The organism is Pseudomonadota bacterium (assembly GCA_030859565.1).
Taxonomy (GTDB): Bacteria; Pseudomonadota; Gammaproteobacteria; order JACCXJ01; family JACCXJ01; genus USCg-Taylor.
Genome location: JALZJW010000010.1, coordinates 32898 through 47374 on the forward strand (window position 1 = coordinate 32898; position 14477 = coordinate 47374).

Below are 14477 nucleotides of genomic sequence, written 5' to 3' on the forward strand. Positions count from 1 at the left end.
TTACACGGATGACGGAGCGGTGGTGGATAGCACGGCCTCAAACAACCCGATGATCCCGCGTTAGCAAGGCGTTCAGGTGGGTGGTATTGGGATGCTCGATGGCACCCTTCTCGGTCACCAGCACATCAATTAGCTCCGCGGGTGTCACATCGAAGACCGGATTCCAAATATCTACGCCAGGTGCGGCAATTCGTTGCCCGGCAAACGCCACAATCTCCTCCGGCGGGCGGTTCTCGATCGGAATCGCGTGGCCATCGAGCGCCTCCGGATCAAGTGTCGAGGTGGGGGCGGCGACCATGAATCGAACCCCGTGCGCCCGGGCCGCCAAGGCGAGGCCATAGGTCCCAATCTTATTGGCAAAATCGCCATTGGCGGCGATGCGGTCCGCCCCGACGATGACCCAATCGATACCGCCCCGTTGCATGAGATAGGCCGCCGCGCCGTCGACCAGCAAGGCGACCGGGATCCGATCGCGGAGCAGCTCCCAGGCAGTCAAACGCGCGCCTTGGAGCCAGGGGCGGGTCTCACCGGCATGGACTTGCACGATCTTCCCGCAGGCGTAAGCCGAGCGGATCACGCCTAGCGCCGTGCCGTATCCCCCGGTCGCCAGGGAGCCCGCGTTGCAGTGGGTCAAGACGCGCTCGCCGGATTTGAGGAACGCCGCGCCGATCGCGCCCATGCGCCGGTTTGCGGCGATATCCTCGTCATGGATCGTCCGCGCCTCGGCGATTAAGGCGGGTTCGGGATCTCCGGGACCCTCCGAAAACCCCGCGCGCATGCGTTCGATTGCCCACCCGAGATTCACCGCGGTGGGACGCGCGGCCCGCAAGCTTTCACAATCGGCAACGATGGCCTGCCGCCAACCCTCGCGCTCGTTCGCGTAGGCCTTGCGCGCCGCCAGCACGACACCATACGCGGCCGCGATCCCGATGGCGGGCGCCCCGCGCACCACCATGGTCGTGATGGCCCCGGCGACCGCCTCGGGCGTATCGAAACTTAGGTATTCGCATTCCGCCGGCAGTAGCCGCTGATTCAAGAGCACGAGACGCCCGTCCTGCCACGCGATGGCGCGCACGGTGTCGTGATGGTTTTCTGGCTTACCCAGCAACGCGTTCGCTCCGGATGCCATGGTGCGGGGTTTCACCTAGCACAGCGCGCTCGACCATCCCCATGGCATAGCAAGAGTAGCGCGAGTACCGTGCGCCGTGCGCACGAGATAGGGAGTCGAAATAGTAGACGGGATTTCCACCGGATCAATGCGACAGTCTTCGACCTTCTTCCGCGCCTTCCCCCCGGACCAGATCCCCAGAGTAAGAGCGGTGGACCGAGCCGGACATCGATTTTGATGTTATCTTAGCACGGGGTTCGGCAGCCGGGACGGAGTACCAGGAAGTTCCAGCCGGAGCGGACGGGCCATGAGGTCAGCATAGGCCAGAATAATGATATATCGAAACCTGACCCGCTACGCCCTCCAACCAACCGCATCTCCCCAATAGCTACCGAGTATGAAGCTCGTATCGTACAAGATTCATGGGTTTCCACCGCTCAGCCAATTCGAGGTCACTGAGTTGTCTGACATTGTCGTCCTCGCGGGTCCAAACGGCGTAGGCAAGACTAACCTCCTAACGAGTCTGCTGGGCGCCTTCCAAAACCCCGGCGCGATGCCGAGCCCTGTCGCCGTTGTGCTGGCGACAAACCGCAAAGAAGAAGAAACGTGGGGCCAGAAGACGCTTAGCACGGCCGTCCCGGCGGAGGCCGACAAGCTTCGAGCTTTTCTTCAACGCAACCAAAAGCGGGGGGAAATTGCGGAGCGGCGTCATCAACTTCGACTCCGCGCGGCAGCTCGAGCAGATTAAGCCGTACGGATTTTCGTGGGACTTCCGCGACCCTTTCTTTGAAGACGTTGGATGGAATTTCTCTTTTCAGCCGATGAAGGGTCGTTTTCAGGACACGATTCACTCTCTTCACCGAAAAATCCGAAGCCAAAAGGAAGACATAGCGGTTAAAGCCATAGCACTGCAAGCTTCTGGGAAGCAGGCAATGACTTTGGACTTTCGAGACCCGCTTGAGAAATTCACTGAGGCTTTCGCGAAACTCCTACCGGGCAAAACCCTTGAGCCGTTCGACGAGCAATCGCAGACTATTCGATACCGGACCGAAGATACTGTCCTTCCGTTGACCTCACTCAGTTCTGGGGAGAAAGAGGTTGTCACGATCGTATTCGATTTCCTACTTCGCGATCCACGAGACTGCATTATCGTATTCGATGAGCCTGAGCTGCACCTACATCCAGAGTTGTCGTATCGCCTCCTCCGCACTCTCCGAGAGGTCGGTGAGCGCAATCAATTCATATTCTCAACTCATTCGCCCGACATCATCACGGCATCTCTCGACCACTCCGTCGTCTTCATTGCTCCCCCGAATGCGGCCCGTCCGAACCAGGCCGTTCAACTTCGCGAAGATGATGAAACGTCGAGGGTTCTGCACCTTATCGGGCAGTCGGTCGGCGTCATCTCGCTCGGCAAACGCATCGTGCTAATCGAGGGAACCAGATCGAGCCTGGACAAGCAGACATACGGTAGCATCGTGGGTTCGCAGTATCCGGATCTCGTCCTTGTGCCCGTGGGCGGAAAAGAGAGCATCGCATCGTTTGTGAAGGCGTTTGAGACCGTCCTGAATAAGACCGTGTGGGGCGTCGACTTCTTCATGCTTTGCGACGGCGACACGTCTACGGGTCTCAGTTCCTGGGCAGACGGGGGCGGTCGCCTCCGTCTGCTGCCGAGATACCACATCGAAAACTACTTCCTCGACGAGCGAGTGTTGGTTCGCGTGTTTGAAGAACTTGAAGAACCTGAAGGCTCATGGTTGCGGGATCCAGCTCGTATTCGTGCCGAGATACGATCGCTCGCGCAGTCCTCCCTTTCCTATGCAGCCGCCCTCAATGTGGCACACCGGCTTCGCGCATCAGTTGGCAATGTCGACTTGATGCCGTCGGCCTGCCATGGACAAGATGCCACTGCTCTTGCGCAACTATTCGAGAGTCGACGAGCGTCAGAATCTGCTCGGATTGCAGTGGCGCTCGACGGGAAGCTTGTCGAAAACGAGGTAAGGGCTGAATTCGCACGCCTCTCCGACCTCGTAGCCTGTGACGACAACGAATGGCAGCGGCGGATTCCGGGGAAAGCTATCTTGCAGCAGTTCTCCTCGAAAACGGTGCTTGACGCCCCTCGTCTAAAGCGGCTTTACCTGAAGGCCGCGGCTGATTCCGCGCCTGATCCGTTCGCCGAGGTCAGGGAGGTGTTCAAGCACTTCTCCACGTTTGGCGTAGCCTGACATGCTCCGACACCGGGCGGATCGCACGAAGCGGCATTTCTAATGATGGTCACGAGACTTGCTTCCGCATGAGTGGAAGCCCACCTAGATGGGTAGAGCGTAGCGAAACCGTGCGCCGGGAGACCGGCAAGGAGTAGGGGAGTGCGTGTCTGCCACACTGAAGGTTTAGCAAGCCGCAGTGGCACCGAGTCATGCGCAGGTATCCGCGAGGGTATCGGCGAAGCGTTGACAGGTGAGCACATGGACCAGCCATTGAGCCGTGAAAAAGCGCTTGATCGCGAACGGGGAGGCCGCGGCTGCCGCGCGCGGCCGCGGCCCGGAGCGTCGCATCGTTGTCAAGCCCCGCCGCGCGGTCGAATGGGCGCTTTACTATCCGCCTTTGCTCGACACCCGACCCGAGCGCTACCCCGAGCCGTTACGGGCGGCGCTTGCCGCCTATCGACAAAACGATCTGCCCGCGGCCTTCGCGCGGCTCGAGGCACTTTCGCCCAAAGACCGCATGGGGCGCTTCTTCACGCTGCGGGCGGGGTTATTCCTGAGTGTGGGGCGAGTCGAGGAGGCCGAGCGGGATATTGCGGCGGCGCTCAAGGCCAACCCGAAGGAGGGTACGGCGCTCGCTCTACGCGCGGTGATTGCGGTGGTACGCAATGAGACCGAGGAGGCACTCCGTTTCGCCCAGGAAGCGGTCACGGCCGAGCCTCGTTCATCCACCCCGTATGTGGCTTTTGAGATCGAGCCGGCCCGAAAGAGCCTCGAAGAAGCCTCCCGACTCGCCCCCGAGGATGCGCTGGTCTGGGCGCGGCTCGCTGAGATCGAGCTTTCGCTGGGAGATCTCGACGCCGCCCTTGAAGCCACGCGCAAGGCCGAGCAACTCGATCCGGGTCTCTCGCGCACACAGAGTGTGCTCGGTTTCGCCTATCTCACCCGCATCGAGGTGGATCGCGCCAAGACTGCCTTCGAGCGCGCCCTCATGCTCGACCCCGCCGATCCCCTCCCCCGGCTCGGGCTCGCGCTGGCGAGGATCCGTGAGGGCGATGTCGATGAAGGCACCCAAGAGATCGAGACTGCTGCTTCCCTCGATCCCAATAACTCGCTTATCCGCAGCTATCTCGGTAAGGCTTACTTCGAGCAGAAGCGCGGCGGATTGGCCTCAACCGAGTTCGAGCAAGCCAAGCTCCTCGATCCCAAGGATCCGACACCGTGGTTTTATTCAGCCATCCACAAGCAGACGACGAATCGGCCGATCGAGGCGCTACACGATTTGCAGCACTCCATCGACCTCAACGATAACCGCGCGGTCTATCGCTCGCGCTTGCTGCTGGATGAAGATTTAGCGGCGCGTGGGGCCGCACTGGGGAGAATTTATCGCGACCTCGGATTTCAGCAAATCGGCTTAGTGGAAGGCTGGAAGTCCCTGAGCGTAGACCCGGCCGACTATGCAGCCCACCGGCTGCTAGCCGACTCGTACTCAGCCCTACCGCGGCATGAAATCGCGCGGGTAAGTGAACTCCTGCAGTCGCAGTTGCTGCAACCGATCAACATTACCCCGGTGCAACCGCAGTTGGCTGAAAGTGATCTATTCTTGCTCGGGGGCCTGGGTCCAGCCGATCCTTCCCTCAACGAATTCAACTCGCTCTTTCAGCGTAACCGCTTTAGTCTACTCGCTTCGGGTCTCGTGGGAAGCCAGGAGACCTACGGCGACGAGGTCGTGCAGTCGGGGATCTGGAATAACCTCTCCTATAGCCTCGGCCAATTTCATTACGAGACCGACGGCTTCAGGACGAATAACGATATAGACGTCGATATCTACAACGCCTTCGTGCAGGCGCGGCTCACGCCGAAAATCAGCGTGCAAGCCGAGATCCGCCGCCGCGAGGTCGCGCACGGCAATCTAGACGCCTTCTTCGAGCCGAGCGCTTTCGAGATGCAAAGGTCGCGTGATTTTCGGCGAGAGGCAGATTCCGACAGCTATCGTGCCGGGATCCACTTTCAACCTAATGAGGCTTCCGATCTGATTGCGTCGTTCATTTACCAAGAGTCCGACGTTGAGCTTGGACGGATGGGCCCGGTTCCCACGCGTAGCGACGCGCAAGCTTACATCGCCGAGACACAATACGTCATGAAGCACTCGATCTTCGATATGGTGCTTGGAGGCGGGTATTACGGACTAGACCTCCGCATTCCAACCGAAAGCCCCGAGGACTTGGTGACCGACCACGGGAACGCCTATATCTACACGCATATTCGGTACCCGCGGTCTGTTATTTGGCACGTCGGCTTGAGCGCCGACTGGTTTGATAACGATGAACTCGAAAGCTCTAGTTCCCTAAATCCGAAACTTGGGATCCTATGGAACATCACATCGCGGACGCTTTTTAGAGCGGGAGCATTCAAAGTACTGAAACGCTCTCTCATTGCAAACCAGACCTTGGAACCTACTCAGGTGGCTGGATTCAATCAGTTTTTCGATGACCCTAATGGAACCGAGGCGGTCCGCTACGGTGCCGGTATCGATCATCGCTTTAGCTCAAGCCTAAGCGGCGGTGCGGAAATATCTAAACGCGAGGTCGAAGTCCCGGTATCGGGTACTCCTGATCCGGACGATTCGGAAGAATCCCTCTACCGAATGTATTTGAACTGGGCACCGCACCCGCGATGGGCCGCGACGCTGGAATACGTTAAAGAAGACTTCGACAATCTCGAACCGGTTGGCCCGCGTGACACCGAGACGCAGACTCTACCCATTAGCGTGTCCTTCTTTGATCCCTCCGGTTTTTTCGCCAAGCTGCAGGCGAGTTATCTGAACCAGGAAGTCGCGTTGGAAGCGGATTCCGACAGCGATGGCGCCGCCTTTCTTGACCTGGGCTTCGGGTACCGCTTGCCCAAGCGCTGGGGGATCTTCGAAGTGCAAGTCCAAAACGTGCTGGACCAGGATTATCGGTTCGAAGGGCTGCAAAATAGGCGGCCGCAACCGGAGGTGGGCGTACCGTCGTTCCTGCCGTTTCCGCCTGAAGTGACTGTCCTCGCCCGGCTCACACTTGCACTTTGGTGATATACGTCTTAAAAATCTCCCTTCATTGTCATTCGCCGATCGCCTGAGAGGTTGATCGACAGCCTCAGTGCGGTGCCTCTTAACATGCTACTGTGAATATTTCACAGCACGACCCCAATTTTCTATATACATTAGCGGTGATGCACGAACGCGGGCCCCTCATTCGCGTTTTCGTTTGTACGTTGGCTAAGTGGCCACCACAAACGGACTTTCACGGAGGCGGTCGTGCTCCATGAAGGCCGTGCTCGAAAAATGAAGGTATACCCTAAATCCAACCTATCATAGGAGAACACTGCCATGAGCGATCCAGTTATTTTATACAATGGACATAAGCGGTTTTGGTTACCCCTTGTCGTGTTAGGGCTTGCCGCTCTATTGCCCTTCGAAGTTTATTCCGCCCCCGAGGGATCGGTTCCTGTCCAAACGGCCGAGCAAGACCCGGCTGCGCCGACCGCACCGGAGGCACTGGCGAGCGGTTGCGGACGCTGTTTTAGCCCCTCCGGTACTCGAAAGTCATGTCACATTTCGGGCACGTATGCTGGAAAATATTCATGCCCTGATCCGCACTCGGGCGGACACAGCTGGTGCGACAGCCCGTGCCAGTGAAGGTGCATAATACCTAGAATGCGAAGGCCCAGAAATCGTAGCCGGATGGAGTGATTCGCAATCCGGGGACGCATGGATCTCATGCGTCCCCGGGTTCACTTTGTCTCATCCGGGATCCTAATCTTCAGCCGCTTGCGGCTTGAAAGCCGCCATCAATTGCTGTTGCGTCCTCACCGGGACCGCATCGTAATGACTGAACTCGATGGCATAGCTGCCGTGACCGCCGGTCATGGATTTGAGTTGTGATTGGTACTGTTCCAATTCGCTCAAAGGCGCCTGCCCCGCGATCTCGATCATCCCGCCGGGCAAAGCGCTGGTATTGCTCACCCGCCCCCGCTTGGTGGACAAATCACCAGTAATATCGCCCATATTCGCGCTCGGTAGGGTAATACGTATGTCGACGATGGGCTCGAGCACCACGGGCTTGGCGCTCTTGAAAGCTTCGCTGAACGCCTTCTTGCCGGCCGCGACGAAGGCGACTTCCTTGGAATCGACGGGATGGTACTTGCCATCATACAAAGTAACCTCAAGGTCTTGGATTTGGTAGCCAGCGATGACGCCTTCCTGGATCGCCTGGAGGATCCCCTTCTCGACGGCGGGAATAAATTGCCGCGGTATGACCCCGCCCACCACCGCGTCGACGAACTTATAGCCCTCACCGCGATCGAGCGGGCGGACCCGCAGGAACACTTCACCGAATTGACCCGCGCCGCCGGTTTGTTTCTTATGCCGGTGGTGCCCTTCGGAGGGCGCCGTAACCGTTTCGCGGTAAGCGATCTTGGGTGGCCGGGTTTCCACCTCGACGTGGAAACGCTCTTTCATGGTTTCCAGCAAGACCCGGACGTGCAGATCCCCGAGACCGCGCAACACGGTCTCGTTGAGGGCGGTGTTGTGCTCGACGCGTGCGCTCGGGTCCTCCGCTTCCAGCTTATGCAGGGTATCGGAGAGCCTTTGTTCATCTCCGCGGCTTTTCGCCGCGATCGCGAGGCCGTGCATCGGCAACGGGAAGCTGATCGACTTGAGGTGGATGTGGTCCTCTTCGTGGGAGTCGTGTAACACCGCATCGAAGTGGATTTCGTCGACCTTGGCGACGGCGCATATGTCACCCGGGATCCCGGCCGGGATCTCGCTCGACTCTTTCCCCAAGAGCTTAAACAGGTGTCCGACCTTAAATGGTTTGCGGCCATCCCCGATAAACAACTGGCTGTCCTTGGTGATGGTGCCCTGATGAATGCGAAACATCCCCAAACGGCCCACGAAGGGGTCGATGGCGACCCTGAAGACGTGCGCCAATGCGTGGCGGGCGGGATCAGGTGTGATCTCGGCGCGTTCGGCGGTCGCGCCTTCACCTTTGAGAAAGGCGGGCGGATTGCCTTCCAGCGGATTGGGCATCAGCTTGACGAGAATATTGAGTAACTCCGCAAGCCCGGTCCCGGTCCGCGCGGAAACGAAACAGACCGGGATTAGATGCCCTTCGCGCAAGGCTTTCTCGAACGGGTCGTGCAGTTGTTCCGGGTCGAGCGATTGCCCTTGTTCGAGATAAAGTTCCATGAGCGCGTCATCGACCTCGACGACTTGGTCGATGAGCCTAGTATGCGCCTCTGCCACCGAGGAGAAATCCGTGGCTTCTCCGGCGGGCTCGAAAAAGCAATCGACGACTGACCGGCCGTTGTCGGCGGGGAGATTAATGGGCAAACATTCATCCCCGAAGACGCGCCGGATCTGCTCCAAACAACCGAAGAGATCGACGTTTTCTGCATCGATTTGGTTGATGACGATGAGCCGATCAAGCTCCCTCGCGCGCGTCCATGCCATCATGCGTTGCGTGACCATCTGCACCCCGGTCTGGGCATTGACGATGATAGCCGCGGTTTCAACCGCCGCAAGGACCGAGAGCGCCCGCCCGATAAAGTCCGGATAACCCGGAGTGTCGATGAGATTGAGATGCTTGCCTTGATAATCGAACCCGAGGACCGTGCTATTCAACGAGTGCTGATGTGCCTTCTCCAGGGGGTCGTGATCGGAGACGGTGTTGCCGCGCTCAACGGTTCCGGCGGTCTTAATCGCGCCCACGCGTTCCAATATCGCCTCGACCAGGGTCGTTTTGCCCGCTCCCGCGTGTCCCACCAGCGCGATGTTTCGGATATCCTGGGTTGTATAGCCTGTCATGCACTACCTCGCAGTTTCTTGTTAGCCACGTACTTTGGAGTATAAGAGGCAATACAAAAGGCGCAAGAAAAAAAATGGGGCTGACTCGGTCAGCCCCAAGGCGCTGGTGACGAACACGCAAGCGGCAGTGGTGTCGTCGTTCCCGGGAGGTTACCGGCCTCCCCGGTAGGCGTCAAAATTCATGCTGTGCGAGCAAATCCCTTCCCTTGCGGGTGAGATAACCGTCCTCCCTCAAGTAACCCATGGCGATCGCCTTATGGACGACAGATCCCGGCGTCCCCTCCGGCAAATAAAGATCACCATCGCCATAGTGGTGTCTCAGCACCGACGCGATCTCCACTTCGTTTGAAGCGTTCGCACGATTTTCTAATGCGTTCATGGGATGAGCGGCTGTTAACTGTTCTCTTTACAAATTATTAAATCTTTAACTTAGTATATTACATGAACTATATAAGATCAATATCATCTTTTAACCTATTGTATATTATTATCTTAAACATGTAAACATGACCGGGACGCGCTCCCCGGGAACAAGAAATAAATCGCGTAGCCGTGGGGTGGACAGCTACGCGAACGTGGGTAGGCAATCTTAAGCCGTCTTAGCTGCGGCTAGTTTTTGGGTTTCGCCGACGTACTTCTCGAACCACGCGCCGGTTTGCGCGTTCCAGTCAAGCAGTTGCTCCCGCGCCTTGGCGCCCCGGTAGAGTGATACGGGCGTTGCATCGGCTGACACGATGAGCTTTACGCTGCGGTCGTAAAACGTATCTACCAAGGTAATAAAATGCTTGGCCTTATCGTTATCCTTGTCGTCCATACACGGGATATTAGCGATCAGGACCGTTTGATAGCACAGCGCAATCTCGATGTAATCGGAGGGAGCGCGCGGTCCGCCGCAGATCTGATCGAAGTCGAACCAAACCACGCCGTCCGCGTGGCGCACGGCCGGGATCGGGCGTGGATCAGCGCGATAGCCGGAAGAAAACGCTCACGCTGTAACCCGTTGCGGTAAAGGCTCTCAGGCGCTTCATTCGAGGTCGCCACTAAAGTAATGCCTCGATCGAAGGCGGCGCGAAAAAAATTTCCCAGCAGCATCGCATCCGTGATATCACCGACGTGAAGCTCGTCAAGGCACAGGACGCGGGTGCTCGTTGCTAAGCGCTCCGCGACGGTATCGAGCGGGTTACGCACATTATCGAGGCCCTTAAGCTCACGGTGGATCCCCAGCATAAAGCTGTGAAAATGCGCACGCAGCTTGTCGCTAAACGGGAGGCACTCGAACAAGGTATCCATGACATAGGTCTTACCTCGCCCGACGCTACCCCAAAAATAGATACCCTTCAGCGGGGTGATTTTGGCGCTGGCTCCACCGCCCCGGAACGCCCACGGAGACCGCGCAGAGCCTTTCGCACTCGGCGTGGATGCGAGCAGACCGTCAAACAGGCGCTGCGCTTGGCGTATGGCTACACGCTGGGCTAGATCGGGTGAAAAATCCTCGCGACGTAGGTCCTCTTGGTAGCGTTCCTGTGGCGTCATGAAGACTATAATCCCACAGGCACGACCGATTGCAACTTGGGCGATTCGTCAGGCTTGACGCCGGTTTCTATGTGGATCGCCTAATTCATCTTCTCTAGAAACGCATCGATGGCGGCGTTGAACCTATCCGGAAACTCCCAGAACATTAGGTGTAAACCAAACGAAATCACATCCGAGCTGGGCATATTCTTCTTGATCCACATCTTGCCCGCGACGGTCCAACCTTCTTGTTCGCTCAAGACGTGCAACACGGGGATCTGGCTGTCTATTGCCTTCGCTTCGTAGGTGTAATCGACAAAATCGCCGCTAATCCCGAGCCCCACTGCGATGTAGTTCGGTGTCTTCATGACTTGCTCGACGAACCAGCCGGCTTCCTCTCCGGTTACCTTGCGTGTAACCATCGACTGGGCGAATTTTGGCATCATCTCGCGCCGGTTATAGATTATATCGTTATTAAAGGATCGCATGGCTTCGAATGTCGTGTAAATGCCCCAGTCGCCTTCCTTGACCACCGTGGGCTTGGGGGATTCATCGATGCAAATGAAGGCTTGCGCATTCGCGGTGCCGAACGCTCTGAAGTAGGCATAGGCATCGAAACAACCATAGGAATGCGCAATTAGAATGACATCTCGGAGTTTCAGCGCATCCATAAATGCCTTTAGATCCGCGCCGTGCTGGGTGTAATGATTGTTTTCCAGCGTCTTGGAAGATCGTCCCTGACCTCGGGGATCGTAGCTGATCGTCCGGTAGCGTTTCGAGAAATGGGCATGCTGCCGAGAAAAAAACTCAGTCGTTAGGGTCCAACCGGGGATAAAAATCATCGCGGGACCCGATCCGGCTTCCTCGTAGTAAAGCTCTAAATCGGGGCTCACCCGGACAAACTGGCCGGCAGACACGCTACTACCGAGCACGACCAGCGTTGCAAAAATGGCGCTGCATCGGGCCATGGAATTGTATTGGTGGCTATTCATCTCTTCGTCTCTCCCTTCGTATCCGATTCTTGGCGAGCTCACTGGCCTTTCTTCCGGACGGTCCCCAGGAAGGTACACCGCCTGCCCCTTTCGCAGGCCCTGCGATAATACTTTATCACCGTCGCCCGACAGGTTTTCTTCGCTCGGTAACTAAAGTACTGGAACGCGTTCCTGCCCAAAAGCGCGATGCCGATGAGGCCTGCCACCTCAGGACCGCCCACGATCAATAAGCCGGCGATAACGGCGGATTGCGCAACAGACAACCCGAGCAGAGGAACAAACACCACGAACAGCGGCATTACCAGAGACAGGATTAGAGCTGCCATCCCCGTACAAAACCGCCAATCTTTTTTAAGGACCGGCGGTGATCGCTCCGGCTCTGGCGTGTCCCCCGAGTTTGTGTGCACCCGAATCCTGTTCCGAACGGTGGCTGTAGCGAGGACTAGGATGATCAGGACCAGGGTCCGCTAGTTGGCATTCAGGAACCGTGCGGCCCCCTAAAACCGATAGGACACGAGCAGTGCGAAGAAGTCCCACTTCTTATCGGTCGCGAAGCGATCCGGATTATCCTTCCGATGCAGCCAGGCTGTTCCGTACACATTGTGATACTCCGCACGCGCCATCAAGGCGGGGGTGATGTTGTAGCGCACGCCGAAGGCCCAATCCTTGGCGAACTGGCTGTGGGCGGGGATGCCGGAGATGGCCTTGGCCTCGGTTCCGTCGCGGTCATCGACGTTGTTGTACAGCACATCGTAACGCACCACCATCTCCCAGTACGGGTCTATGCGGTAAATTCCCTGAACGTAATAACTTTCGCCCACGATGTCCAGATCGAAACCGGGCACCAAGAATCCCTCGTCCTTGATCGGCCGTCTGGCATACTCCCCGGTCAAGCTCCAAGACTCCGCATTGTATTGCGCCGAGAAGATCACCGGCTCGAAGAGGTCTTTCCCAGGCCCTAGGTCATCGGGAAAAGTAAACCTGGGATTGTAATCCGCCTCCAAGCGAACTCCGGTCACCGCGAGCCTTAGGGCTTCACTGGGCGTCGAGTACGTCAGACGCCCGATAAACGACCAGCGGCTCTCAAGATCGCCTGGAAAGTCCCTCCCCAGGAGGGCCAATTCCGAATTTTCATCGTCGACGCGAGCTAAAAAAGCGCCCGCCTCGAGGCCCAGGTTCCCCCACGCGCTACGTTCTTCGCCGTACAACATGGTGCCATCTCCCGAGACAGCCAGCTCGCGGGTCCTCTCGAGATAGATCGACTGGGGTAGGAGGATACTGGGGCGCGTGAAGGCCACATCGCGCGTGTCGTTGTAAAGGCCAAAGGGTAGCCTGACGCGTCCAAGCCGGACTCCGAGTCGGCGCTCCTCGGTCGCCACCGCAGTATAGTCCAGCAAGCCGAAATCGAACTCCGGCTCGCTCTTTGCCGCTTCGCCGGCGCGGCGCGACAGGAATTGGACCGCCAACTGCAAGTTGGGCCGGGGCACCCAGGAAGCATTGACCCCGATCTCGGTGAAGTCCAGGCTTCCGCCGCGTTCGCTTGATCCGAACAGGTTATTGTTAGTGGTCAGGAAATAGCCCTGGCTGAGAAAGCCGTGCACTTGAAAGCCCTCAAAAAGCTCGATGGCAAGCACCGGGCTGCACAGGCCGGGCCAGAGGACTAGCGCCGGCCACCACGGCACGGACTGGGGCGCCCCCGCGCTTCTACTGAACCGGCAGGAAAGTAACGCTCTCATCAATCATCTTCCGCGATAGGTACCCGATCGCGCCGTCCGTGCCTGCCACCTTTGCGCGCATTTCCTCCTCGCTGTCCACCACGACGGGCGCCTCGCCGCGGGTGCCTGCCACCCTGGCGCGCATTTCCTCCTCGCTCGCCACCTCAAGAGGCGCCTGTCCGGTGCCCGAATAGACGAGGCGGTCCCAGGCTGTCCGATACTGGTGTGGAAAGACCCCGAGGATCTGCTTGCAGAACCTGACATGCACCGCATGATTGTCCGGGAGCACGTAGACGCGAATTGGCGTACCGTCCTCCCAGGCACGCAGCCGCATGCCGAAAATCGCGGATAGCGTGTTTCGGGCGATCGCCTCCCCCACGGGTGCCGTCGGATTGACGGCGACGACCACCTCCTCCGAATTTGCTCGGGCTGGCCACCCGCACAGCAGGATCAGGCAAAGCGCCCACGCCCCGAGCGTCGAGCCGGTACCCCTCCCTGTCGATGGCCCGGCGAGCGCCGGCCGGGCGCACTTAACAAGGACAACTCCGTGGCGCAGCACTACCACGAAACGTGTAGCAACCGTGGCTCGCTGACGAGTGGCAGGCAACGGCATTGAGAATGCCATCGGGGCGGTATGTGAGTTGCGAGCGCAGCACCTTCAGCGCTACTACGCCCGAGCAATCCCCCTCCTGAATGTCTTTCGCTTAACTCGCCTGGCGCTGTGCTGCACTGGCTGCATCATCGCGCGGCGCGGGCCAGATCTTACCGTTCTCAGTGAGCAAACACCATACCTCGGGACGCTGCTGGTGCATATTTGCAAAGACTTCCGGAAGGAAGCCCCCGTGGGCGCGGACCGGTCCGTGATATTCGACCGGCGGGCTCACAGGCCGGAGCACGAGTCCAAACTGACGCAGGCGCCGATCCAGTCGCGGCTCCATTGCCGTGTACCAGTAGCTGACCTGCCGTTCCCAGCTCATGATCATGGCCGCCTTGATGAGACCCAGAACCGGATGCGGTAAGACCCGGCGCTCGTCGCTCCGGCGACCGGTGTCGCGGCCCTCTTCTGCCAGGCCATCCGGCCATTGCTGTTCCCCTCGC

Annotated in this window: 11 protein-coding genes; 2 read left to right on the forward strand and 9 right to left on the reverse strand. The window is 58.5% G+C overall.

The genetic code is table 11. From position 1 onward, the window contains the following. Positions 1-37 precede the first annotated feature (37 nt). Positions 38-1129 (reverse strand): S-methyl-5-thioribose-1-phosphate isomerase, encoded by a 1092-nt coding sequence (gene mtnA, locus M3436_02865; protein ID MDQ3563111.1) that lies wholly within the window; start codon positions 1127-1129, stop codon positions 38-40. 674 nt (positions 1130-1803) lie between these two features. On the opposite strand from mtnA, the gene M3436_02870 reads away from it, so the two are divergent. Both M3436_02870 and M3436_02875 read left to right on the forward strand, forming a co-directional pair. Then, positions 1804-3333, forward strand: a complete 1530-nt coding sequence (locus M3436_02870) for an AAA family ATPase (GenBank protein ID MDQ3563112.1) — start codon at positions 1804-1806, stop codon at positions 3331-3333. A gap of 259 nt (positions 3334-3592) precedes the next feature. After that, the gene (locus M3436_02875; protein MDQ3563113.1) at positions 3593-6385 is read left to right on the forward strand and encodes a TonB-dependent receptor; all 2793 of its coding nucleotides are present in this window, start codon (positions 3593-3595) and stop codon (positions 6383-6385) included. A 723-nt stretch (positions 6386-7108) separates the two neighbouring features. On the opposite strand, the gene fusA is transcribed toward M3436_02875, so the two are convergent. The 8 genes from fusA to M3436_02915 all read right to left on the reverse strand — a co-directional run. Then, complete coding sequence (gene fusA, locus M3436_02880) at positions 7109-9160, reverse strand: elongation factor G (protein MDQ3563114.1); 2052 nt, start codon at positions 9158-9160, stop codon at positions 7109-7111. 172 nt (positions 9161-9332) lie between these two features. After that, the gene (locus M3436_02885) at positions 9333-9539 is read right to left on the reverse strand and encodes a hypothetical protein (GenBank protein MDQ3563115.1); all 207 of its coding nucleotides are present in this window, start codon (positions 9537-9539) and stop codon (positions 9333-9335) included. 210 nt (positions 9540-9749) lie between these two features. Then, positions 9750-10082, reverse strand: a complete 333-nt coding sequence (zapE, locus tag M3436_02890) for an AFG1/ZapE family ATPase (GenBank protein MDQ3563116.1) — start codon at positions 10080-10082, stop codon at positions 9750-9752. Next, positions 9992-10693 (reverse strand): cell division protein ZapE, encoded by a 702-nt coding sequence (gene zapE, locus M3436_02895; GenBank protein MDQ3563117.1) that lies wholly within the window; start codon positions 10691-10693, stop codon positions 9992-9994. Before zapE (M3436_02895) ends, zapE (M3436_02890) begins: the two co-directional genes overlap by 91 nt. Positions 10694-10773: 80 nt before the next feature. Further along, positions 10774-11664, reverse strand: a complete 891-nt coding sequence (locus M3436_02900; GenBank protein ID MDQ3563118.1) for an alpha/beta hydrolase — start codon at positions 11662-11664, stop codon at positions 10774-10776. 497 nt (positions 11665-12161) lie between these two features. After that, positions 12162-13346: a hypothetical protein gene (locus tag M3436_02905; GenBank protein MDQ3563119.1), complete on the reverse strand. Its 1185-nt coding sequence runs from the start codon at positions 13344-13346 to the stop codon at positions 12162-12164. Positions 13347-13368: 22 nt separating this feature from the next. Then, positions 13369-13992: a substrate-binding domain-containing protein gene (locus M3436_02910; GenBank protein ID MDQ3563120.1), complete on the reverse strand. Its 624-nt coding sequence runs from the start codon at positions 13990-13992 to the stop codon at positions 13369-13371. A 91-nt stretch (positions 13993-14083) separates the two neighbouring features. Next, positions 14084-14477: hypothetical protein (locus M3436_02915; protein MDQ3563121.1), on the reverse strand; the 394-nt coding region annotated here is incomplete at its 5' end.